The sequence below is a fragment of the Sinorhizobium psoraleae genome (assembly GCF_013283645.1).
Classification (GTDB): Bacteria; Pseudomonadota; Alphaproteobacteria; order Rhizobiales; family Rhizobiaceae; genus Sinorhizobium; species Sinorhizobium psoraleae.
The window spans coordinates 35117-57623 of sequence record NZ_JABEKV010000012.1; the positions used below are offsets into that span (position 1 = coordinate 35117).

A 22507-nucleotide genomic window follows, 5' to 3' on the forward strand; every position below is an offset into this window, starting at 1 on the left:
CCTAGGCACGGCTGTGTTGTTAAGAGGCCGCGCGACGCTTAGTCGCGGCTTGGTTGGAAGGACCGGTACAGATCACCACCGCATAAGCCGAGGAGCTCTACAGGCGATGGATCAACCAACCATAAACAAACTCTTCGACAGAGAAGCAATCCGCGACTGTCTCCATCGCTACTGCCGAGGGATCGACCGGGCAGACGAGGCCGCTTTGCGCAGCTGTTATTGGCCCGATGCACGTGACAATCACGGAAGTTACTCCGGCTCTGCCGGGGGGTTCATTCAGCTTGCGCTTAGCGTCTTCAAAACTCAGCCGCGCAACATCCACCAGCTTGCAAACATAATGATTGAGTTCCTGGGCGCGGCAGAGGCGGCTGTCGAGAGTTATTTCACCGCGTTGCAGCGCGGCCCTAACGCGGCAGGCGAGATAAAGCAGGTGCTCCTGTGCGGACGCTACTGTGATCTGTTCCAGAAAAGGGAAGGGGAGTGGCGCATCGCCGAACGGACTGTGGTCTACGATTGGGTCGAAGAGCAGAGGCCTCCGGCGTCCTCGGAAACAGAACGGTTCGGTCCTCGCCAACCGATTGGGGCGCCGCATCCGAATGATCCCATTTACGAACTTACGAAGCGGCGCGCTCCTGCGGAAAGTCACGCAAAGGACCGGATTGGCAGTGGAGAAGAAGAACCATGATAGACCTGTGCTCCTCTCTGTTTCCTGCCGCCGGCGCCTGTGCAGTGAGGACACGCCTAAACGGTCGCCCGCTTCAGCCGGGGCGGGTCATCGTCGTCACAGGTGCCGCAGGGGGTATCGGCCGTGCGCTAGTCGATACTTTTGCCGCCAATGGAGACGTTGTTGTCGCGGTGGACCTCCCGGACAGCGGCGTAATTGAACTTGGCCACCATCTCGGCCAGCCCCACCTCGGCCTTGAGTTGGACGTGTCGCGAGAGGACGATGTCGTCGCATTCTGCAGCCTTCTGGAAGAACGATTCTCGCAGATTGGAGTGCTTGTCAATAATGCGGGGATAGGGCCGACCATGGCTGCGACCGTCGATACTCCTGTCGATGATTTTCAACGCGCTCTAGCGGTAAACCTCATCGGGCCGTATTCCATGGCGTGCGAAATCGCCAAGCTGATGAAACCTGGTGCCGCCATCGTCAACGTCGCTTCGCTGGCTGGCATGCTCGGCAACCCGAAGCGCAATGGCTACGCCGCTTCGAAAGCTGCTCTGATCTCGATTACGAAATCGCTGGCGTGCGCATGGGGTCCGCGCGGCATCCGCGTGACAGCGGTAGCGCCCGGTTACGTGCGCACGCCAATGGTCGCGAATTTAGAGCGCACGGGCAAGTTCGATGCGAGCGCAATAAGGCGCCGCGTACCGATGGGCCGACTGGCTCGCCCAGACGAGATCGCGCGGGTCGTGCGTTTTCTGGCGAGCGACCAGGCAGGTTACATCACCGGCTCCACGCTTGTGGTCGACGGTGGCTGGATGTCATTCAACCAGCCCGGTGGTGCGTACCCGGCTCCAGGTAGGACGCCTGAAGCAGAACTCTCACGCCCGATCGACGGCACCGATGCGCGAACGGTAGTCGTCATGGGCGGCGCTAAAGGCATAGGTGCGGCCATCGCTCGCCGCTTTGCGACGAACAGCGACACGGTTGTCATCGCAGACGGAGACGGTGGTGCAGCGGTAAAGCTTGCTCAATTGCTCGGCGACAAGCACCTGTCAAAACCCGTGGACAGGACAGTCGAGAGCGAGGTCGTCGCGTTCTTTGAAGAACTGCGGGAGCGCTTCGGCCACATCGACGTCTTCGTCAACGTTCCTGGCATGAATGACACACTCCGACCTGATATCGAGCAGGCGCCGGCAGTCCTCAAACACATACTGAATGTCAATCTTGCTGGCGCCTTCACCTGCGTGCGCGAGGCCGCTATATCGATGCGATCTGGCGGCGTCATCCTCAATCTCGAGGCGAGTTGCAGCCTCTTATCTTTCGCAACGAGTCATGCCTACGGCGCATACAATGCCGGCATAGAGATGCTTACCCGGTGCATGGCGGCCGAATTCGGGCCACTTGGGATCCGCACAGCCACAGTCGCTCCAGGTCACATCCGCGCATCTGGCGGCATCCAGTCGGAAATGTTAACCGCTATGCACTCGACATCGCTGCGACGGGAGATCCCCATGGGCAGGGTTGGGAAACCGGAGGAAGTCGCCGAAGCTGCCTACTTTCTGGCCTCGTCTGATGCCTCCTACATCAACGGCTCGATCCTGCACGTGGATGGAGGCTGGAACTCGTCCAAAGATGTCGGAGACGCCAGCGAACTCGATGGGACAATCTCTGCGGAGAGGACATGGCATCGGCTGACGGGGCAACGGCTTCTCTTTCCCTGAAGCATTGCACGTGTTAGCTCCGGCGCGCTGAGCACAAAGGGACCATGGGCATGATCTTTGGAGAACTTTCTCGTGAAGCGAGGCGTGGGCATCACGAGCGGTGCGATCCCTGATCCGAAAACAAGGAGACACCATGGAGTTCGCAACGTTCATTCTGGCTGCCCAGCGCGGCTATCATCAATCTCCCGATAGCGTGATCCGCAACTCAATAGAGCAGACCATTCTTTCGGAGCAGGCTGGCTTCAGCACAGCTTGGTTCGCCGAGCACCACTTCAACAACTATAGTCTCATCCCGTCGCCCTTGCTGATGGTAGCCCATTGTGCCGGATTGACGAGCACCATTCGCCTCGGCACCGCAGTCTGCGTGCTGCCGCTCTACCAACCGCTGCGCTTGCTAACGGAAATCGGCTTTGTCGACGTGGTTACGAACGGCCGACTCGAACTCGGCGTCGGTTCGGGATACCAGCAGTTCGAATTCGACCGCTTCGGCGTCAATATAGATGAGGCGCCGGCTGTCTTTTCGGAATATCTCGACATCTTGCTCAAGGGTCTCAAGCAAAAGATCTTCTCCCACAGCGGTCACTACATGCAGATGCCGCTGACGGCAATTTCGGTGCGCACCCTTCAAAAGCCGACCCCGCCGATCTGGATTGCTACAGCGTCCTCTAAAACCGTGGCCCGAGCCTATCGCGAGGGACACAACCTTTTCGTCACGGCCCTCCACGATGGCTTGGAAACTCTGGGCTTGCTGCGCGGCATTATCCAGACGGCCGCCGCATCCGAGGGCAAGAAGGTCGGTGACGCCAAGATATCGCTGCTGCGCTGCTGCTATGTCAGCGATGACGGAGCGGAAATCAACAGCTATCTCGATAACGCCCGCTTCCAGCGTCGGCTGTCCGAGGCACTGCATCAGCGTCGGCAACAGAGTCAAGACGGCTACATGTTGGAGGAGATGCCGACGCATCAGGATCTGTCGTTCGATACTATGCGCAAGAACCTGCCCATCGGCAGCATAAACCGCGTGATTGACCGCCTTCTGGAAGAGATCGAAGTTTTGAAGCCGGACCAGATTGCAATTCAGACCCAGTTGGGCGATTTGAACCAAAAGACGATGCTGCGCCAGATAGAGCTGTGGGGAGACAGGATCATCCCAGCAGTCCGGAAATCTCTCGCGCAGTCGGAAGCTTGAAGTTGTAGCGTGCCTGACTTCAGGTCAGCTCACGTCCCTTAGCCGCCGTCGGGGTGCCCGGCAAGCCCCAGGGCCGCGTCGCAGATGTCGGCACACAATCAGTTTGACTCCTGGTGAAGCACCGGCTCGTGGACCGTCACGGGACGCGTACACATTCATACGACGGAATAACAGGCTTCAGCGGCGGTCGTTTGAGCTCCGCCGGCCCAATTCAGTCGTGACCTGATCGGGTGGGGAGCCGGGAGAGGTCTGAAGCAGACTTGATGGAACGGCTGGCACTTCGAGCTGACATAGCATATCCAAGTAGAGCCTACTAACCCGGTCCCTAGTCGTTGATCGGCAGCATCATCTTGTCGGCTCCTAGACGTCAGATATGCAACGCTACACGACAATTGCTGGCAATTGTCGGCTCTGCGACACCGCTTTATTTCGTCGGATCGCGTGCTCTAGCGTCTAACGGGAACCCTGAAACGTCTCAAAAGGTCTCTGTGCCGCCGCAAGTCGCGGCCAGATGGAAAGAGGTGACCAATATGCCGCAATCGGCCGACAAAGTTCTTGACCATGCACCGCTGTTCCGCGAGCCGGAATACAGGCAGATGCTCGCAGAGAAGAAGTTGAATTTCGAATGCCCCCACCCCGAACGGATCGTCACTGAGCAAGGTGAATACACCAAAACCTGGGAATATCGCGAGAAAAACCTGGCCCGCGAAGCGCTCGTGGTGAACCCTGCCAAGGCATGCCAGCCGCTCGGAGCGGTATTCGCGGCAGCGGGATTCGAGCGGACGATGTCCTTCGTCCACGGCAGTCAGGGCTGCGTTGCCTATTACCGTTCACACCTGTCGCGGCATTTTAAAGAGCCCTCGTCGGCCGTTTCGTCCTCGATGACTGAGGATGCGGCAGTGTTCGGCGGTCTGAAGAACATGGTCGACGGCCTCGCCAATACTTACTCGCTCTACGATCCGAAGATGATTGCCGTCTCTACCACCTGTATGGCGGAGGTCATTGGTGACGATCTGCATGGTTTCATTGAGAATGCCAGGTGCGAAGGGGCAGTCCCTCCCGAATTTGACGTACCATTCGCTCACACGCCCGCCTTCGTCGGCAGCCATGTCGATGGATACGACAGTATGGTCAAAGGCATCCTGGAGCACTTCTGGAAAGGCAAAGAGCGTACGAAAGCGGCTGGCACGATTAACATCATCCCGGGCTTTGATGGCTTCTGCGTTGGGAACAATCGCGAGCTCAAGCGCCTGCTCAACCTTATGGGCCTGTCCTACACCTTCATCCAGGATGCCTCCGACCAGTTCGATACGCCGTCCGATGGCGAATACCGAATGTATGACGGAGGCACGAAGATCAAAGCCGTGAGAGCGGCACTAAATGCCGAGGCGACGCTGTCGCTGCAGCACTATAATACCCGCAAGACGCTGGAATATTGCAAAGAGGTCGGACAGGTGACGGCCTCCTTCCACTATCCGGTCGGTGTCAAGGCGACCGACGAATTCCTGATGAAGCTATCAGAGATTTCCGGTAGGGAAATTCCAGAGGCAATCCGCCTGGAGCGCGGCCGACTGATCGACGCAATGGCGGACAGCCAGTCCTGGCTGCACGGCAAGAAATACGCGATCTATGGCGATCCGGACTTCGTTTACGCCATGGCCCGGTTCGTCATGGAGACCGGTGGCGAGCCAACCCACTGTCTCGCCACCAACGGCACCCCAGCTTGGGAAGCCGAGATGAAGGAACTGCTCGCATCTTCGCCCTTCGGCAAGGATGCGCAGGTGTGGGCCGGCAAGGATCTTTGGGCAATGCGATCACTTCTTTTCACCGAGCCGGTGGACCTGCTGATAGGCAATTCCTATGGCAAATATCTTGAGCGGGACACCGGCACGCCACTGATCCGGCTGACGTTTCCGATCTTCGACCGCCACCATCACCATCGCTTTCCCCTCATGGGCTACCAAGGCGGGCTGCGTGTCCTGACAACGATCCTCGACAAGATCTTTGACCAGCTCGATCGCGAGACGATGCAGCCGGGTGTGACGGACTATTCTTATGACCTCACGCGCTAAGAGCGGCGGCCGGCCTAGGCCGGCCATCTCCCCATCGAACGTGAAGGCCAGCGCAATGCCCTCGCTCGACGTAAAAATCCAAGATGCCTTCGACGAGCCTGCCTGCGAGAGAAACCGCAGTAAGGATCCTAAGGCGCGCAAGAAGGGCTGTTCGAAGCCGGTGATTCCAGGAGCGACAGCTGGCGGCTGCGCTTTCGACGGCGCCAAAGTCGTGCTGCAGCCCATCACCGACGTCGCGCATCTAGTTCACGCGCCGCTCGGCTGCGAAGGCAATTCCTGGGACAATCGCGGTGCCGCGTCGTCAGGTCCCATGCTTTGGCGCACAAGCTTCACCACTGACCTGACCGAACTCGACGTAGTGATGGGGCATAGCGAGCGGAAGCTCTTCAAAGCGGTGCGCGAGATCAAAGAGGCGTATGCGCCGGCCGCAGTCTTCGTCTATGCAACCTGCGTTACGGCGATGATCGGTGACGACATTGAGGCAGTTTGCAAGCGCGCGGCGGAAAAGTTCACCTTACCGGTGGTGCCGGTCAACGCGCCGGGCTTCGTCGGTTCGAAGAACCTCGGTAACAAACTCGCCGGAGAGGCTTTGCTCGATCATGTCATCGGCACGGTGGAGCCGGCTGACGCCAGCCCTTACGACATCAATATCCTTGGAGAATTCAACCTGTCTGGCGAGTTCTGGCTTGTAAGGCCACTTTTGGACAGGCTTGGCATTCGTGTTCGCGCCTGCATTCCAGGCGATGCGCGCTACCGAGATATTGCCTCATCGCACCGCGCACGGGCAGCCATGTTGGTGTGCTCGACGGCACTCATCAATCTTGCCCGCAAGATGGAGGAGCGCTGGCAAATCCCCTTTTTCGAGGGGTCCTTCTACGGCATCACCGCCACCTCGGAAGCACTCCGGCGGATTGCTGAGCTGCTCGTTAGGAACGGGGCCGATGCAGAGATCCTCGACCGCACCGATACGCTCATTGCAGAGGAGGAGGCGATTGCGTGGAAAAAGCTTGAGGCTTACCGCCCGCGGCTCGAGGGCAAGCGGGTACTCATCAACAGCGGCGGCGTGAAATCCTGGTCGCTTGTTCATGCGCTTATGGAGATCGGCATGGAGATCGTTGGCACCTCGGTGAAGAAGTCGACGGTCGAAGACAAGGAGCGCATCAAGCAGGTGCTGAAGGACGAGCACCACATGTTCGAGTCGATCGCGCCGCGAGAGCTGTACGCAATGCTCTCAGAACACGAGGCCGACATCATGCTGTCGGGCGGGCGCACCCAGTTCACTGCGTTGAAGGCCAAGTCACCTTGGCTTGATATCAATCAGGAGCGTCACCATCCCTACGCCGGCTACGACGGCATGGTGGAGCTCGTACGCCAGATTGACCTCGCGATTCACAACCCTGTCTGGTCCGAAGTGCGGGAGCTGGCACCATGGGAATTCAATCCTGCTGCGGAGGAACAGCTGCCAAGCACGCACACGCAGATTGAGACCGCGAGTGTCGCGCCCTTAAAAACTCGCCGGCACGACGCCGGTGACTTCGCTGAGTGTTGAGGAAAGCCAATGGTCCACATCCATCCCCAAACGAAATCAGCGGCGGTCAACCCGCTCAAGTCGTCCCAGCCTGTGGGTGCAGCGTTAGCCTTCCTTGGTGTGGAGGGTGCGATACCGCTATTCCACGGCAGCCAAGGCTGCACCAGCTTTGCACTAGTGCTATGCGTACGCCATTTCAAGGAAACAGTCCCCCTGCAGACTACGGCGATGGACGAATTGGCAACAGTCTTGGGCGGGCCAGATCATCTAGAAGAGGCCATCCTCAACTTGAAGAAGCGCGCGGACCCGAGGCTGATCGGGATCTGCACGACAGCACTAACGGAAACCCGTTCAGAAGACTTCGCAAGGCAAATCGCCGACATCAAAATGTTGCGCAACGAGGAACTTGCGGGCACGGAAATCGTACTGGCAAACACGCCGGATTTCGACGGCGCCCTCGAGGAGGGCTGGGCCAAGGCTGTCACCGCGGTGATCCAACAGATTACACGGGGGGGCCAGCAGGCGCGTCGCTCGAAAAAGGCAACGATGATCGAGAGGATTACAAACCCTGGCGAAAGGCCGGGGAAGCGGAAGAAGGTCGCGATTCTCCCCGGCTGGCATCTCACGGTCGCTGATATCGAGCATTTGCGCGAGATGGTGGAAAGTTTCGGGCTCAAGCCGGTGATCCTTCCGGATGTTTCCGGCTCGCTCGACGGTACGGTGCCCGATCGCTGGATGCCAACGACCTATGGAGGCACCAGCATTGCGGACATCCAGGAGTTGGGCGCGACGGTGCAATGCATCGGAGTGGGAGAGCATATGCGGCGCCCGGCCGAGCTGCTGGAGAAGTTGACGGGTGTGCCTTACGTCTTATTCCAGTCGCTTACGGGATTGAAGAACGTCGACCGTTTCGTCTCGCTTCTTTCCGAGATCTCCGGCGTGCCGGCGCCGGCGAAAATCCACCGTTGCCGGGCACAGCTGCAGGACGCGCTGCTCGACGGACATTTCCATTTCGCCGGCAAGAAGATCGCGATCGCCGCCGAGCCGGACCAATTGTACCAGTTCGCCACTTTCTTCGTCGGGCTTGGCGCCGAGATCATCTCGGCTGTTGCCACGACCGGTGCGTCAGAAATTCTCGAGAAAGTGCCGGCCGAAGCGATCCAGATTGGCGATCTCGGCGATTTTGAAGATCGGGCAGGCGACGCTGATCTTCTCGTGACCCATTCGCACGGACGCCAGGCGGCGGAGCGCCTCGGCATTCCTCTCCTGCGCGTCGGCTTCCCGGTGTTTGACCGTCTCGGCAGTCAGCACAAGCTCACAGTTCTCTATCGGGGAACGCGCGACCTGATCTTCGAGGCGGCCAACATCTTCCAGGCCAACCAGCGCACGCCGTCGCCTGAGACACTTGATGCATTGCGGAAGCGGAGAAATGCCGGATGACTTCCATTCGTCGCCTCTCGCTCGTCTCCGACGAGAGTCCCCCGCGGCGTTCCGGCGCACTGCGCATAGCCATCGCCACGCAGGACATGAAAGGGCTTAATGCCCACTTCGGATCGGCCAAGCACTTTGCAATCTACGACGTGGCGCGCGATGGCTGGGATTTCGTGGAAGCGGTGAGCTTCAATGACGTCTCCGATGGGACCGGGAAGCATCGGGTCGAGGGCGATGACCGGATCACCCCGAAGGTGAACGCGTTGAGAGGCTGTCATCTCCTCTTTTGCCTGGCTATCGGGGGACCTTCCGCAGCCAAGGTCGTATCGGCAAAAGTTCATCCGATAAAAGTGGGGCACCCCGAACCTATTCAAGACGTACTTACGCGAACCCAGAAAATGCTCAGGACGGCTCCTCCGCCGTGGTTGCGAAAGGTGCTGGCGCAAGCGGGCGTCGCCGAAAAAAAGCCGTTCGAGGATGAGGAGTAAATCATGAAAAAAAAGTCGGTCACTGCGGGCACGCCTGCTGTCAACGAGGACAAAGCGGCCCTTGCCGCCCCTTTCGTCAAATGCCTCGCGCGGCTGATCCGCGCTCAGGATACCTATGGGTTGCAGGACGCCGCATCGGACGCGGAGCTGTTGACCCACTTCATCATCACCGAGCAGCAGCGCCGTGAAATCCCGATCATCGGCGACCCCGATCCGGACGTGCTGTTGAGGTTCAATATCTTTTACACCGCCGTCGGGCTTACAATCGAAGCGCGCACCGGATTGGCGGCGTCGCCGACTATGATGATCAGCCATGAGGGCTTTGGCCGAGTGCTTCTGACGACCGGGCGACTGGTCGTGTTTTCGAAAACGGTACGCGACGTCCACCGATTCGGCTTCGCGACGCTTGGGAAGCTCGCGGAAGCCGGTGCAAAGCTTGTGGACGACGCGATCGCCGCCATTCAAACCTATCCCGAAGTGGCGCGGGCCTGACGGTCGATCCGGCAATGACGAATCGGGGCCCTCCTCTGCTCTGTAAGGGCCGACGCGGGAAGGGGACTGATCTCTCCATTCACTCAGCCAGTCCCGCTGCCGTAGTGCCCGCAAACCTGAGGCCCTAACATGCCTCGCCAAGGTGCTGCGATGCCGGCGATGATTAGCAGACCGTCGGGATAAACTGGTCAACAAGATTGCGGCTGGAGGCGGACAGCACCGGCCTTGCGAGTGACCGCTGAGGGGAGAGCACTTGCGTTTGAGAACTGATGAGACCGGTTCTTTGCGGCGCCAGATGGATGCCGATATCTGACCGCTACCTCAGGCATGGCCTGCGTCGGTAATAGCGGCTGCTCGATGCTTTCGCGGCGGGCTAAATGTTCGATGCATGCAGCGAGAAATGGGAGCGACGTAGCTCCAACCACCGCGTCCGAATGCGCAGTCGCCATAAGCGACTAGACTGTGCGCGAATAGCGAGATGCCGCACGATGGTGGTGTCTCGTTCAGAAGGACTGAAAAATTGGACAGTGACCCCCTGTGTGCTCAAGCACCACTCGCGAGCTCGACATGGCTTCGTCTCCGGACCAAAGAACTCGCTAATGCATGTCGTCTACAGGTATGCGTTGGGGTAACGGAAGCATGAAATCACGACCTTAAAGCACACTGCATGAGTTCAAATTGCGAACTGCGACGTGCTTTAAAATTGCCTCGGCTTCATGCCGCATTCTCCTTCCAGCGGCTCCCGCATCGGCATCACCGCAAGTTTCTTGTCTTGTCGAAGTTGGTACAGAAGAGCTCCTCTGTATGCGCTTCCGTTGGTCTCGTCGCAAATTTGCGTCGAGAAAGCCGGGCGGCAATCCCGCCCGACAACGGCGGTCGCAAGGGTTGTTGGGGCCGTTAACGCAGACCTTGTAGAATTTGTCGTAACGGACCGCCGCCAGGCTCGCAGGAAAGACCTCCTTCACTCGGGTGACGCAAGTGTCTCGAGTGGAACGGGCCGCGTACGCCGAAAAGCGCTCAGCCGCATAGGGAGTTGTCTCCGACTTTCGCAACGGCCCGCTGCTGCTTCAGTGACTGATCTCTTCTGAGACTCTTCTTGGGCATGTGGCCGTGAACGTCCCTTGCTGCGGCACGGGAGGTGGCAATCGGAACGCCGCGAATGACTTTTCGCCGCTGGAATACAGTCCTTCTCCCTTCACTGATTGGCCCCAGTGCCTATACCCGCCCCAGCCGAGGAGCAATGTGTAGCGATCCAAAGGGCTTCGACACATTTGTCGGTCCAGCGACACTGGCTTGTTTACCCAATCCGTTTTTTGCTTCTGTTAAGTCGCTGAAAAAGCAGTGAGAAATTTCCTTTCAGATCAAGCAGCCAACTGGCACGGGTCTTGAAGGCATTCCATTGAGAGGCGACGAAAGTTGTCGATCGGTAGAGTACAAACAAGGAAAGCAACATGGCAGGTCTACGCCAGATCGCATTCTGCTGCATGGGCGGCATCGGCACGTGTACTGCCACCCAGAATACGCTCGCCGCCCTTTTCGACCTCGGACCGAAGATCCACATCGGCGGCGTCGACCTGAGGGTCGGCTCCAGTAGTGTTATCCTGAACTCGAAGGCGCAGGACACGTCCGGCAGCGCCGTAGGAGGCCGATCACCGGCAATTCAGCACCCTTTGGAGGCCCCAATACTTTCTCCACCGCCGACGGGCTTGCGATCGAAGGGCGCACCGGCTGGTGGGTTCCCGGGCTATGATGATGTGCCACGACGGCTTCGGGGCGCGCGCTTCTCACGACCGGACCTGGCTCGTATTCACGAGAATACTGCCCGACTTTAGCCCCCGGAGACCGGTGCGAAACTGGTCGCGATTACCGCCATCCAAGCGTATTCCGTGGCGCGGCTGATGGTCGACCAGGAGATGAGAACCGCCGGCCCTCCCCATTTTGTTGGGGGCCGACGTCAGGCAGCGGGACCACCTCCCCAGTGCCCCTCCGGTCCCGCTGCCGCGACCGTTCCGATGATCAGCAGACCGCGCGCGCGAGAGAGCCTGCGTTGGAGAACTAACGATGACAAGTCATTTCTTTACCCGCGACGGCTCCACATGGATGCCGGAATATCTGACGACTATCGATGGCATGACCTGCATTGGTTGCGGCCGTTGCTTCAAGGTCTGCTCGCGCGAGGTCATGCATCTGCACGGCATCGACGATTCGGGTGAAATCCTCGGTCTCTGCGATGGCGAAGACGACGACTTCGATGGCGACCTCAGTCGTATGATCATGGTTGTCGACCACGCCGGTCGCTGCATGGGCTGCGGTGCCTGCGCCCGCGTCTGCCCGAAGAACTGCCAGACCCATGTCGCGGCTGACAAGATTGTTGCTTGATCTGACGCACGAACCGGGAGACCGACATTGCCCTTCAGAATCTTTTGTCGCATCGTGCCATTGGTTGTGTGTGCCAACGCTCTAACGGTCTACTTCGTCTCGCATTCGATACGCAGAGTAATCATTGCAACAGTGTGTACTTTGCTGCTTCTTCAAGTTGCCTACTTCGGAAGCGTACTTTTTCTGGTTTGGCGGGCGAGGTGCAAGCGAAGAGCTGTCGAAAGGACCGGCCAAAGAAGATGCTACCATTCCTGATTCGCATGGTTGGAAATGCATTTTGCATCGTTTGGGGCGGCTATCTCGCATTAGCATGGGACGGTGCCTGAAGTACACATGGATAGAAGGGTAAAGGTGTCTGAAGGATGAGGACTGAACGATGGTTAAACTGGTTCTCGACGACAACAAAGCCGTTGCCACTCCCTTTGCCAAGTGCTTGGTGCGATTGATTCGCGCACAGGATTCCTACGGGTCGTGGAAGGAAAAGAGCGACATTGACCTGCTCTCCTGCTTTACCGTTCCTGAAGAAAAGCGCAGTGTGATTCCAATCATGGGCGATCCCGATCCGGACGTTCTGTGGAGGCTCGACGTCTTTTACGGGGCGGTTGGTGTCGCAATCGAGGAGCGCTCCGGCTTACTGGTATGGCGGACCATGGAAATCAACCAAGAGGGCTTCGGGCGCGTCCTTTTTACGACCAGACGGCTGGTCGTTCTGTCGAAAACACTGCGCGACGTTCACCGGTTTGGCTTCAGTACTCTTCGCAGGCTCGCCAAAACGGGCGCGAAGCTGGTCAACGATGCGGCCCGAGTCATCGAAGCTTATCCGGACGTGGCTCTGGCGTAATGGAGCCTATGTTCGAGAAAATCACGCCAGAGCCTGAAGACATCAAGAAGACGGTTCGAACGCTGGAGTCGCGTGCTGGAAATGCAAAGACGGCGCAGGGCCTTGCCTAGGGCTTTGCGACCGACTGGGGCGAAATCATGGCCATCGCCCGAGAAAAACGTTCGGGGCTTTGCTCAACGAGACCCTGCCGACGTGATCATTCAGGGGAAGAACCAGGAGAACCGCAGTGCCCTTCCGAAACTTTCCTGGCATCTTCTGCTTGCTCCTGTGCACCAATGCTCTCGCTGTCGATATGGTCTCACATCCTGTTCGCAGCTTGTTTGTCATGACACTCGTTCATTCTCTGCTTCTGCAAATGGCTTATATCGGAAGCGTCTTCCTTCTGGTCTGTGTAGCTGCGCTCGCAGAAAGGTTCAAAGGACCAAGCATTTTCGGTCCTTTTAACGGCGCGCGATTCCCTACGTCCGTTGGAGAAAGGCAAGGCCCGGCGGATTGTCGCCCGTGCCCAGCCCGCTTGGGCCAAAGTGGACGGAGAACGGGATGGAAAAGGGCATTACGCCGTCGGAGCGCCTGCATCCGCGGGCAATTCTTCGGACTACAAGGCACGCCATCAACCAGAGGTCCTGGCCAAATTAGTAACGCTGCCGATCCTGGGGCACCGCCGAGTTATAGCGATTTCATTAGTCACGCGCCTAGGAGCTCCGACATCACTCGAGGCCCGAGACAGCGTGACGTCTCGCCACCGGGATCCTTCCCAATTAATCGCAAATCTACTGCGGGAGCGTGAATGCTTGATTTAAGGAAATGCAAGGCGGATAGGAATCATCGGCGGCGGTATTGTGGGGTGGCTTGCGGCGGTTGCGTTGTCCCGTGTTTTCGACCCAGATGTGGATCTCACGGTCATAGAGGCTCCGCCGTTGTTTCCACTTGGTCTGGGGGAGGGGACTCGCTCAACCTGATTGACACATTGTGTCGTAATGATCTCGACATGGACGTTTTTCGGTGAAGCCGGTGCCACATGTAAGCATGGCGTACTCTATGAGAATTGGACTGGTGGAGGAGTTTCGGATCGCTACTACCACCTGTTCGGCGGACCAGGCATTCCGGAAATCGAGTATCAGGTCGATGGCTCCTTTCCTCTGCTGTCCGCGAGGATCGGGGTGGGGGAGAGCCTTCACACGTGCATCCCCGGAGTTTGAGGCGATCGCCAGGAATGCATCGCAGCAGGAGTTGGACGAGTTCGTCGCGGCCGGCCAGTCCGGGCTCTATCACTGATACCATTTCGATGCCGGCTTTGAGCGGTACCTGAAATCGGATTGACCTGGCACGTGGGATCAACTTCCCGGGACACTGCGGCTGCGGGATTAAGCTTGATCGGGGCCATGTGTAGCCTTGCAGCTCTAGAGCGAACAACTCGAGGTCGACTTCGCCGTCGACGCCTCCCGGTGCCTCGGCAGCAACGGACAACCGTCATCCGCTTGCAGATATTCGCCGCGATGATCGCCTACGCGCTGCTGCGCATCGCCGCCCGCCTCCGGCACATCAGCCTCCCGATCCTGCTCTTTGCCGGCATCGATAAGCCGCCGCCCATCAATCCAAGCCGACCAAGACCGCGAACATTCCAAATCGGATGGCCTTCTTCTATGCCTGAACTTCCCCGACAGCCCTGCGCACCGAGGGGATGAAGCCGTCGTTGTCATCCTGGTTCGGAGGATGATGCGACCCGGGTGCTCCGCCGTCGAGCGACCGGTTCGCCACCCACTAGACAATATCCCTTGCGCTATGGCGCCGGTTCGGGAGGCATTAGTAGCGGGAAGCATCCGACCGCCTCTGCTCGAAACGCCTCAAGCCGCTGATCCCCATCTTGCTCCGGCTTTTAAGCGGCATCGCCGGCTGCATCTTGATATCGAGCTTCGCGGCAAGCTGCCGACAATCGGCGCAGCGACCATGGATCGCCTCCTGCCCGAAGTGCGTGCTGTGGCCCGCGGCGGACAACGCCGCCGTGCCGGAATGAGTTCGGCGGTTCGGCGGTCGGTTCCTGTGCGTACGTTCGGAGACTGGAACGATCCGCCGCCAGGTTATGTCGAGGTCGACTTCGTTGTCCAATACGGCACCTCTGCGTCCCCGCAGCTTCGTACAGACAATGGTGCTGACTGATACCGCGACGGATTGGACCGAATGGCTCGGGGATGCTTAACCTGCGTCCTTTTGTGTGAAGGTGCATAACGGCGGAGACGTTTCTAGGCGTGTCGATGCTCCTAAAGCACGGGCTCAAGAAATCGGGACTGAAATAGTGAGAGCTCGCGGCGCCAAGCTTACAGCCATGCAGCGTTCCTAGCGCGCCCTAAAGGGCACGCGCTGTGGAGGGAGGGCGAGGAGGGGCCTTGTCGCCTCATTGATTGGTGCACTCACGGCGAAGCAGCAGGAGATCAACCATAAGTGAAGTCAAAAGTTGACGTTCCCCTTGATTCTGTAGTTCATTGAGGCCAAATCGTTTTGTGGCTAAGGGAGGAATTTTACAGTGGCTGACGAGAGTGACACGGGACCAACTGCCGCGCCTGACGCGGCTGCGGGAACAGAATCCCAGACCGGTAAAAAGCAGCGGTCGGCAAGGCGTCAAAAAGCGACTGCCGAACAGATTCGCGGCTCAAAGACAACGGCTGCCAAGCCGAAGAAATATAGCGAACAAGAAAGGGTCGAGAAGCTCAAGCTGATCGAGACGGAAGTCGCCGAGCACAACAGCACCCTCAAGGACGCCATCAAACGCGCTGGCATATCGGAGCAAACTTACTACCAGTGGAAGCGGGCCGCAAAGCCTGTTGGTCAAAAGGCCGACACGCCTGTGTCTACCACCGATGAGTTGGCAGATCTTGTTCAACTCGAAAATGAAAACCAGAGACTGCGTAATCTCCTCGCGGAAAAACTGCGTACAGAAAATGCCGAACTGCGCAGGAGACTCGGGCTGGATTAATCGAAGACGGGAGCTCTGCAGAGCGTGCAATTGGCGCTCTGTGGGCTCGTGAAAGACATGCCAACTGGCGGGGGTAAGCCGCTCGTGCACTGATCAGTTGAATACAGTGGGTTCATGCTGTATCTGTCCTACCCGGTAGATATCCAGTGTCGCCGATCGGCGCTGTGCGGTTGAGATTTATGAAAACGCCATCACGCAAGTTCACTGTTGAGTTTAAGTCGGCGCGACGCCGGCAAAAAGGACCGACGAACTCCATTTGGGGGGAGACGGACTTCGAGGCTTTGGCCCGCGAAGCGAAAGTTATAGCGCCGCATCTGTTCAATTCAACAGAAGCGACGGCAGCGCACGGTAGAGATGAGCGCCCTCCTGTTGATCCGAACCCACGTTTTGAAGTCGATAACACCGGCAAGGATGCAGAGCCGCCGGTAGCATCGACCGACAATCCTGAGGTCAAAGCATCGACGCTACATGAGCCCAGTCCTCAGGCATCCGACGCAGTTGTGGAAATCCAAGAGGCCCCGCCAATCTCGCAGCGTCGAGCACGGCCCAAGAGACAAAAGCGCCTTGAGTTTACTCCAATAGATGTACATGAGGATAAGACCGGGCAGACTTTAGAACGCCTGATCTCCTCCGACGAACTCGCAGCCCTCGAGGTAGAAAACCGGCGGCTCAAGAACTTGCTCGCTGCAAGGCTTCGTGAACAGAACTTACAGCTCAACAAAATGCTTGAGCGATTTCGCACATAAGGGCCGAAGAGTTCAGCGCATGGGACGACCGCGTCCGAACGGGCAGCTGCGTTAAGGAATTCAACGCCTCTCAAGCTGAACACGCCTGCTGAACGAGTAGTGCTCACGAGTATCGGTGCGCTCGGCGCCCTGCTGTCGAACCGCGAAAGCTCTTTGGGAACAACGGCCGGTAATGTCCTGAAGATTCTGCAAATTCTCTGTGTGGAGCGACCATGGCAGGCTGGTGCTGCTTAACGTCACTTGGTTCCTCTCGAGCAACACCAGCATGCCCCATGCAGGCGTGAAAGATCGATAGTCGCAAAAATATGAGTGCCGACCTGAAGGTTGCGAACGGGCACTCACAACAGGCCGTCCGTAACCTGCCGATTTGTTGCCGCGGAGATTTCGCCTTGGCGCGGGCGACAAGTTTTCGTCGTTGACAAAGCTGTCGAGGAAGTCGTTCCATTCTTCCGTCGATCGACGGGCGTAAGCAGAGCATTCTGACGCTCCTTCACGCAGACGGGGTCAGAGGATTGGCGCTGCCTTGCTTGAGGGCTAATTGAATAATGACCTACGACCCCGTGGACTCTTGAATGGACCTCAAAGTGTACGCATTCGGCGTAGGCCGCAGCGATCGAGCGGTTTGCATGTTATGCTTGGTAAATGGATATCGACGAGGACAAGATCGACGACGCTGTCCTGGCACTGCTATGGCTGACGCTGCATGATGGGCGTCGGGCGTGGAAGGGATTCGATTGGAATGCGACAGACCGACTGTTCAAGAAGGGCCTGATCGGTGATCCGGCGAGCAAGACGAAGTCCTTGATCTTGACGGATGAAGGACTGCAGCGATCAGAGGCATTGTTTCGGGAGCATCAGCTCCATTTGCGCTATCAGCCGCGAGGTTCGTTCCGACTTCTGACCACGCAGCTCCCTTTGCAGCTTTTCGATATGGACCTTCTGACGAAGAATGATCGCCTGATTATCGGCTTCCTTGGCCTTGGCGACGGCAAGATCGGCTAAGGCGGCGGCGCGTTCCGCACGTGCTACGACCAGCTCAGCCTCGAGAGCCGCGGCATAATCGGGATGCTGTTCCGAGCCGGTTTCCATGCTCGAAGTGAATCACAAAGCCACTGATTTGCATAGCTTTTCTTCAGAATCCAAGCCGCAAACCCACCTATCCGGCGCTCGTCGGCCGCCATGTCTGTTGCGGGTTTCGCCAGTCTATTCCAGACAGGAGATAGGAGAGTTGCGCAGAAGAGATGGTCACTACGCCGCCCTCAATGGTCGGCCAGATGAACCGCCCCCGCTCCAGCTTTTTTGTAAACGTGCAACTGCCCTGGCCGTCGTGCCAGATCACCTTCAGATGATTGCTCCTGCGGCCTCGAAAGCAAAACAGATGCCCACAGAATGGATCTTGCTTCAAAATCTCCTGGACCTGCAGCGCCAGGCCGGGGAAGCCGCGCCGCATATCCGTATGGCCCGTCGCGAGCCACACCTTAACCCCACTCTCAAACGGGATCATAGCGCTCTCGACCGTCCCAGAACTTCAAGCACCCGAGACAGCGTCGCCTGATCAAAGCCGACGCCGACTCGCACGCTCCGGCCATCGCCGACATCGATCTCGATTGGGCAAGGCTGCGATCGAGCAGTACAGCCTTCCGGCAAATCCGACGTCGCCACCTTGACCGGAACGAATCCCAGTCGGGCCCCGCCGTTCTCAACAACACCAAACTCGCGACGCCACCTGTAGACCAACGACCGATCAATCTCGTGGCGACGAGCAACGTCCGTCACCGAGCTGTCGCCGTGCAAAGTTTCCGAAACAATTGCCTCTTTGTCGGCGCGGGTGAAATTCCGGCGCCGCACACTCCCGGCCAAAATCTCAAAATCATGAATAGACACGTCGTTATCCTCGTGGTTAGCAACGTGGCGAAAACGCCAGCCTCACGAAAACAACCTCAATTCCTCAATAAAACAAGGCGGCCCTGCCCGTAGGGATACCTCAAAGTGGCATCGCAACAAACATCACCGGCGTCCCACCATCCGGCGGCCCTAGCCGCTCCTCGTCAAGGCCTCGATATCTCCGCCTATAAATTATATGCCGACACATCGGAAGAATTAATATGGATGCCCACATGCCCGCAGTTGCGAAAATGCTGAAGGCGAGCGAGGCTGCCGTTGTCTCGCGGGTGAGCCTACGCGACGTCAATCGCATCATCGACGAGCACATTCTCCCCGAAGCCTTTGTCTACGATGTTGCCACATCCGTAGCGGCCGGCCATTCGACGGGACGTATCCTCGAAACCTGGCCTAGCCTCGACGCAGAGAAGCAGGCTAGCCTCAATCTATGCTGAAGCCAACCCCTGGCACGGTCACTGCCGCGCGTCTTCGGCGACCTTCCCGAAGGCTCGGTCATCATCAGAGATCGTTGCGTCCCTCGGAGTTTCTGATCGATAAGTGCCTCAGTCCTGAACTGGAGTTACGTCCAAGACTTCTGCGAATCCCTTCTTCGTCAGCCCCCTCCGTTTGCGAGCGAGGCTGAGACGACCAGGTGTGAGCATGACTGCTTACTTCCTGCGCACCGTGATATCGAAATCCTGTCCGTCATCTTCGGCAGGCATCTCGACAGCAATCCGTTCCCACTCGCCGGCGCGAATGATCCATATGCGCTCGCTGTTGCCGACATAGAAACCGCCACGAAATTCAATCGGGCGTGATAGCTCTGCTCGGACGTCCTTCCCGTCGTCAAACACACACAACTGCCAGAGATCGAATATGTCGCGCCTGATCTCCCGCGGATTCTCGACGGAAAAGATCAAGCTGACTGTTCAGGTCGGTAATCTTCTCCGCCATCGGGCCGTTAGGTCCCATCAAAGCTTTATCGCCAATCATATGCAAAAACCCTGTTATTTTGTTTGTTTTTGCGTATGATTAGCGGATGTCATCTTTGGACGATTACATCGAAAAAAAGCTTATAAGCGGGTACTCGACATTTACCCGCGAAGAGGCTTTGGCTGAGCTGTCGCTCAAACCTGACGCCTTCACTGCAGCTTTGACGCGTCAAGTCTCCAAGAAAAGATTAGCCAACCCGAGGCATGGATTTTACATCATCCTGCGGCCTGAGGACAAGATTGCCGGTGCTCCAGATCCGGCGCGCTGGATCGACCCGTTGATGAAATATCTGGGCATAGACTATCGGATATCCCTCTTACGCGCGGCCGCGATGCACGGTTCCTCGCACCAGGCCGCAATGGTATTTCAAGTTGTCGTCCCGCAACAGTTCCGCTCGATGGTGATCGGGCGCCACCGCATCCAGTTCATCTATTTGGCGCCTGCCATCTTTAGCGCAACCAACCAAAAGGAATGGCTGACTTCCCTGAAAACGGATGCCGGCTACGCTCAAGCTGCAGGCGTGGAGCTAACCCTGCTGGACTGCATCCGCTATTTTAAACGCGCCACCGGTATCAATGGTGTGGCGCAAATTGCGAAGGACATCGGCGGCAGAGCGAATCCGAAGAAGTTGGCGTCGATTGCGCAGCACTTCGAAAATACGTCCGTCAGACGTCTCGGCTATTTGCTCAATTTGTCGAACCACAAAAAACAGGCTGACGCATTGCAACCATTCGCCCAGCAGTCCGACAAGTATACGCCACTCGATCCATCGGTGAGGCCTCTGTTCGAGGGCCTTTCCATCTCCGAGACAAGGGATGACCGGTGGCGCCTCGACATCAATGAAACCGTGGAGATCGACTTTTGATCCCGAACTCGCATCTTACAGCGTGGGCTGCCCAGGCGCCTTGGCCTGATTCTCGTCAGATTGAGCAAGATCTCATTATTTCTCGCGCGCTCTGCGACCTCTTTTCGGCGCCGAAGCTCCAGGGCAAGATCGCTTTCCGAGGGGGTACGGCAATCAACAAACTGCTTTTCAAACGGCCCTTGCGCTATTCAGAAGATATCGACTTGGTTCAGATCACTGCCGCACCGATCGGGCCTACGATCGATGCAATCCGCGACGCTCTGTCGTGGCTGGGGAAGTTCAAAAGAGAGCAGGCGGGTCATTCTACGCACCTCATCTTCCGCTTCGCACCAGAGGCGGAGCCTGAATCGTCGCTCAAGCTAAAGGTGGAGATAAACACACGCGAGCACAAATCGTTGTTCGGGACTCACCCGTACCCGTTCAAGGTAGAAAGTGGGTGGTTCGTCGGTACCGCCGATATCGTATCATATAACAAGGAAGAGCTGTTTGGCACAAAGCTCAGGGCTCTCCTGCAGCGTAGAAAGAACCGCGATCTCTTTGATCTCCATGAAGGTTGGCGCGAGCTTTCTCTCGACGCGGGACGGCTCGTCGCTGTTTTCGAGTACTACCTTTCGCTCGAGGAGACTGTAATCACGCGCGCGAACGCTGAACAACGAATGCTTGAAAAGCTGACAAAAAGCCTGACGGAGGACATCGCGCCCTTGCTTCGCCGAGGCGTAGAGTTCACGGACGATGATGCTATTCATGCATTCGGCGTGATTTGGAACGATGTCCTGCCGCTGCTCAAAGGTGAGCCATGGAAGTCATCGGAGAAGGCGATAGAGCAACTTCGGGAGAAGAAATTCCCTAAGCTTCTGCTGTAGCCACAGCGACTCCGTTCATCCGTTGGGGGTGAGACCGCTCCGAGAATCTCCTACCTCCGACATTCGTGGAGGACCCCACATATTGACGTGCCCCTCACATCGCCAAGTGGACCACCCGCCGCCTTAACCGTCCGCGTCGCGCAGAGAGAGAGTTGTGTATTGTGTAGGTGAGCATTGTTCGAATGCAGGAAAATTGTGGAAATCCCTCAGTCGCGTGGCAACATGACAAACAAGAGCGTGATAGGGATGGTTCTGCGGTGAAAGTTCTCATTGTTTGAGGAAGGGGAACTGCATGACTACTACCAATGAAATTGCCGATAAAATCGCCGCCGACCATCAACTCACCAAAGCCCAGGGGAAGGCCATCGTCGAAGCGGTCTTCGCCGCGATCACTGCAGCGGCAACTGCTGGCTCTGAAACGTCGATCCCCGGCTTTGGCAAGTTCAAGGTGAAGGACACGCCGGAGCGAGAGGCGCGCAATCCGGCGACCGGTGCCACCATCAAAGTTGCTGCTGCGAAAAAGCTTACCTTCACGCCGGCAAAAGCTCTCAAGGATGCCTTGAACAAATAAAGCCTCCCGCCGCAGGCACGGAATTAGCGTACTGGCCCGCATCTCTCACCCCCACTTGCATTGGGCAGGCGTTTGGCTCGGCGATGCGCTGCCATGGCGCTCCGACGATCCAGACGAGCACAGGCGCCACCTCAGTGTGCGGCGGTACCGTGTTCGGCGGTGCTCCTCCCTCGTTGACGGGAAGGATGCAGGTCCGGCCACCATTGGCCGCAAGGTATATTCGAGCATGCACCAGGTCGAATTCGACAGCGTGGCGACGGGTCAATGCGGCGCCAGGCGCAACCAGCACATAGGCGAAGGACGCCACCCCAATTACAGCTGGTTGACGGACATCGTCCCGGCGCTGGTGCGATGGGCATAAAGATCAAGCTGGCATTCCTTGATGATGCGGCGCGGGCAGCGGCGGAGATGGCGCGCAGGATGATGCGCACCCTCGTCCGCCGCTTGCCGATCCGCGCAACGATGCGATCGTCGACCTCGCCGGCGATACCGGGTCGCCGCAGCCTGGCACAGAACAGGTGGCGGCCGCAGAGATGTACGGCGGCAAATGGCACTAGCAGCGACAGTACCCGTGGAAGAATCTTGGTTCCTGGTCGCCGTGCAGCGCTCGACGAGGAAAAACCCGACGCTAAAGTCGGATTCTCCGAGGGTCCGCATCGGTTATCACGGCACTACCTTTCCCGTTCGAGCATCACGTCCGGCCACCGCCGTAATCTTCCATTTAGAAACGGTACGTCACGCCCGCGCCGATCAACCACGGATCCATTTTCGCCTTGCCCTTCAGCGGACCGAGAACCTCATGGTCGGCC

At 57.9% G+C, this 22507-nt stretch carries 19 protein-coding genes and 8 pseudogenes; 22 read left to right on the top strand and 5 right to left on the bottom strand.

Annotated elements, in window-relative coordinates; translation table 11 throughout:
• Nucleotides 1-121 precede the first annotated feature (121 nt).
• From ILFOPFJJ_RS35620 to ILFOPFJJ_RS31815, 17 genes and pseudogenes are all read left to right on the top strand, one after another.
• Nucleotides 122-685 (top strand): annotated as a pseudogene (locus ILFOPFJJ_RS35620) (nuclear transport factor 2 family protein); the annotation flags it as partial.
• On the top strand, nucleotides 682-2388 hold the full coding sequence (locus ILFOPFJJ_RS31735; protein WP_173514432.1) for an SDR family oxidoreductase: 1707 nt from the start codon (nucleotides 682-684) through the stop codon (nucleotides 2386-2388). The pseudogene ILFOPFJJ_RS35620 and the gene ILFOPFJJ_RS31735, both read left to right, overlap by 4 nt.
• 133 nt (nucleotides 2389-2521) lie before the next feature.
• A complete protein-coding gene (locus ILFOPFJJ_RS31740) occupies nucleotides 2522-3577 on the top strand; it encodes an LLM class flavin-dependent oxidoreductase (RefSeq protein ID WP_173514433.1) in 1056 nt (351 codons plus the stop codon).
• 530 nt (nucleotides 3578-4107) lie between these two features.
• On the top strand, nucleotides 4108-5649 hold the full coding sequence (gene nifK, locus ILFOPFJJ_RS31745) for a nitrogenase molybdenum-iron protein subunit beta (RefSeq protein ID WP_173514434.1): 1542 nt from the start codon (nucleotides 4108-4110) through the stop codon (nucleotides 5647-5649).
• Between the two features lie 55 nt (nucleotides 5650-5704).
• Nucleotides 5705-7198: a nitrogenase iron-molybdenum cofactor biosynthesis protein NifE gene (gene nifE / locus ILFOPFJJ_RS31750; RefSeq protein ID WP_173514435.1), complete on the top strand. Its 1494-nt coding sequence runs from the start codon at nucleotides 5705-5707 to the stop codon at nucleotides 7196-7198.
• A gap of 9 nt (nucleotides 7199-7207) precedes the next feature.
• Nucleotides 7208-8572 (top strand): annotated as a pseudogene (gene nifN / locus ILFOPFJJ_RS31755) (nitrogenase iron-molybdenum cofactor biosynthesis protein NifN); the annotation flags it as partial.
• A 41-nt stretch (nucleotides 8573-8613) separates the two neighbouring features.
• Nucleotides 8614-9096, top strand: a complete 483-nt coding sequence (nifX, locus tag ILFOPFJJ_RS31760; RefSeq protein ID WP_173514437.1) for a nitrogen fixation protein NifX — start codon at nucleotides 8614-8616, stop codon at nucleotides 9094-9096.
• A 3-nt stretch (nucleotides 9097-9099) separates the two neighbouring features.
• Nucleotides 9100-9588 (top strand): NifX-associated nitrogen fixation protein, encoded by a 489-nt coding sequence (locus ILFOPFJJ_RS31765; protein WP_173514438.1) that lies wholly within the window; start codon nucleotides 9100-9102, stop codon nucleotides 9586-9588.
• A gap of 1451 nt (nucleotides 9589-11039) precedes the next feature.
• Nucleotides 11040-11420, top strand: a complete 381-nt coding sequence (locus tag ILFOPFJJ_RS36660; protein ID WP_173514439.1) for a hypothetical protein — start codon at nucleotides 11040-11042, stop codon at nucleotides 11418-11420.
• Between the two features lie 229 nt (nucleotides 11421-11649).
• The gene (gene fdxB, locus ILFOPFJJ_RS31775; protein WP_173514440.1) at nucleotides 11650-11967 is read left to right on the top strand and encodes a ferredoxin III, nif-specific; all 318 of its coding nucleotides are present in this window, start codon (nucleotides 11650-11652) and stop codon (nucleotides 11965-11967) included.
• Between the two features lie 66 nt (nucleotides 11968-12033).
• A complete protein-coding gene (locus ILFOPFJJ_RS31780) occupies nucleotides 12034-12222 on the top strand; it encodes an exopolysaccharide production repressor protein (RefSeq protein WP_312032769.1) in 189 nt (62 codons plus the stop codon).
• Nucleotides 12223-12343: 121 nt separating this feature from the next.
• A complete protein-coding gene (locus ILFOPFJJ_RS31785; protein ID WP_173514442.1) occupies nucleotides 12344-12808 on the top strand; it encodes a NifX-associated nitrogen fixation protein in 465 nt (154 codons plus the stop codon).
• 839 nt (nucleotides 12809-13647) lie between these two features.
• Nucleotides 13648-14007, top strand: a pseudogene (locus ILFOPFJJ_RS36670) (tryptophan 7-halogenase).
• A 273-nt stretch (nucleotides 14008-14280) separates the two neighbouring features.
• Nucleotides 14281-14459 (top strand): annotated as a pseudogene (locus ILFOPFJJ_RS31800) (IS4 family transposase); the annotation flags it as partial.
• A gap of 870 nt (nucleotides 14460-15329) precedes the next feature.
• Entirely contained in the window at nucleotides 15330-15779 is a 450-nt protein-coding gene (locus ILFOPFJJ_RS35630; protein WP_173514444.1) for a transposase, read from the top strand.
• Nucleotides 15780-15958: 179 nt separating this feature from the next.
• A complete protein-coding gene (locus tag ILFOPFJJ_RS31810; RefSeq protein WP_173514445.1) occupies nucleotides 15959-16525 on the top strand; it encodes a hypothetical protein in 567 nt (188 codons plus the stop codon).
• Nucleotides 16526-17167: 642 nt separating this feature from the next.
• Nucleotides 17168-17377 (top strand): annotated as a pseudogene (locus ILFOPFJJ_RS31815) (DUF6429 family protein); the annotation flags it as partial.
• Here ILFOPFJJ_RS31815 and ILFOPFJJ_RS31820 read toward each other — a convergent pair.
• From ILFOPFJJ_RS31820 to tnpA, 3 genes and pseudogenes are all read right to left on the bottom strand, one after another.
• A pseudogene (locus tag ILFOPFJJ_RS31820) lies at nucleotides 17375-17614 on the bottom strand (IS66 family transposase); the annotation flags it as partial. The pseudogenes ILFOPFJJ_RS31815 and ILFOPFJJ_RS31820 overlap by 3 nt on opposite strands.
• A 67-nt stretch (nucleotides 17615-17681) precedes the next feature.
• Entirely contained in the window at nucleotides 17682-18029 is a 348-nt protein-coding gene (tnpB, locus tag ILFOPFJJ_RS31825; RefSeq protein ID WP_173514446.1) for an IS66 family insertion sequence element accessory protein TnpB, read from the bottom strand.
• Nucleotides 18026-18409, bottom strand: a complete 384-nt coding sequence (tnpA, locus tag ILFOPFJJ_RS31830) for an IS66-like element accessory protein TnpA (RefSeq protein ID WP_037471197.1) — start codon at nucleotides 18407-18409, stop codon at nucleotides 18026-18028. The genes tnpB and tnpA overlap by 4 nt, the downstream gene beginning before the upstream one ends.
• 221 nt (nucleotides 18410-18630) lie before the next feature.
• On the opposite strand from tnpA, the pseudogene ILFOPFJJ_RS31835 reads away from it, so the two are divergent.
• Nucleotides 18631-18957 (top strand): annotated as a pseudogene (locus tag ILFOPFJJ_RS31835) (DUF433 domain-containing protein).
• Between the two features lie 117 nt (nucleotides 18958-19074).
• Here ILFOPFJJ_RS31835 and ILFOPFJJ_RS31840 read toward each other — a convergent pair.
• Nucleotides 19075-19326: a hypothetical protein gene (locus ILFOPFJJ_RS31840; protein WP_246299948.1), complete on the bottom strand. Its 252-nt coding sequence runs from the start codon at nucleotides 19324-19326 to the stop codon at nucleotides 19075-19077.
• A 128-nt stretch (nucleotides 19327-19454) separates the two neighbouring features.
• On the opposite strand from ILFOPFJJ_RS31840, the gene ILFOPFJJ_RS31845 reads away from it, so the two are divergent.
• The 3 genes from ILFOPFJJ_RS31845 (at nucleotide 19455) to ILFOPFJJ_RS31855 (ending at nucleotide 21698) form a co-directional block, all read left to right on the top strand.
• Complete coding sequence (locus ILFOPFJJ_RS31845; RefSeq protein ID WP_173514447.1) at nucleotides 19455-20264, top strand: type IV toxin-antitoxin system AbiEi family antitoxin domain-containing protein; 810 nt, start codon at nucleotides 19455-19457, stop codon at nucleotides 20262-20264.
• Nucleotides 20261-21127: a nucleotidyl transferase AbiEii/AbiGii toxin family protein gene (locus ILFOPFJJ_RS31850; protein ID WP_173514448.1), complete on the top strand. Its 867-nt coding sequence runs from the start codon at nucleotides 20261-20263 to the stop codon at nucleotides 21125-21127. The genes ILFOPFJJ_RS31845 and ILFOPFJJ_RS31850 overlap by 4 nt, the downstream gene beginning before the upstream one ends.
• A gap of 292 nt (nucleotides 21128-21419) precedes the next feature.
• The gene (locus ILFOPFJJ_RS31855; protein WP_173514449.1) at nucleotides 21420-21698 is read left to right on the top strand and encodes an HU family DNA-binding protein; all 279 of its coding nucleotides are present in this window, start codon (nucleotides 21420-21422) and stop codon (nucleotides 21696-21698) included.
• A 392-nt stretch (nucleotides 21699-22090) separates the two neighbouring features.
• Here the strand turns inward: ILFOPFJJ_RS31855 and ILFOPFJJ_RS36820 are convergent.
• A pseudogene (locus ILFOPFJJ_RS36820) lies at nucleotides 22091-22302 on the bottom strand (IS1380 family transposase); the annotation flags it as partial.
• On the opposite strand from ILFOPFJJ_RS36820, the gene ILFOPFJJ_RS34795 reads away from it, so the two are divergent.
• Nucleotides 22270-22507 (top strand): hypothetical protein (locus ILFOPFJJ_RS34795; protein ID WP_210267677.1); only part of this gene is annotated, 238 nt, incomplete at its 3' end. The pseudogene ILFOPFJJ_RS36820 and the gene ILFOPFJJ_RS34795 overlap by 33 nt on opposite strands.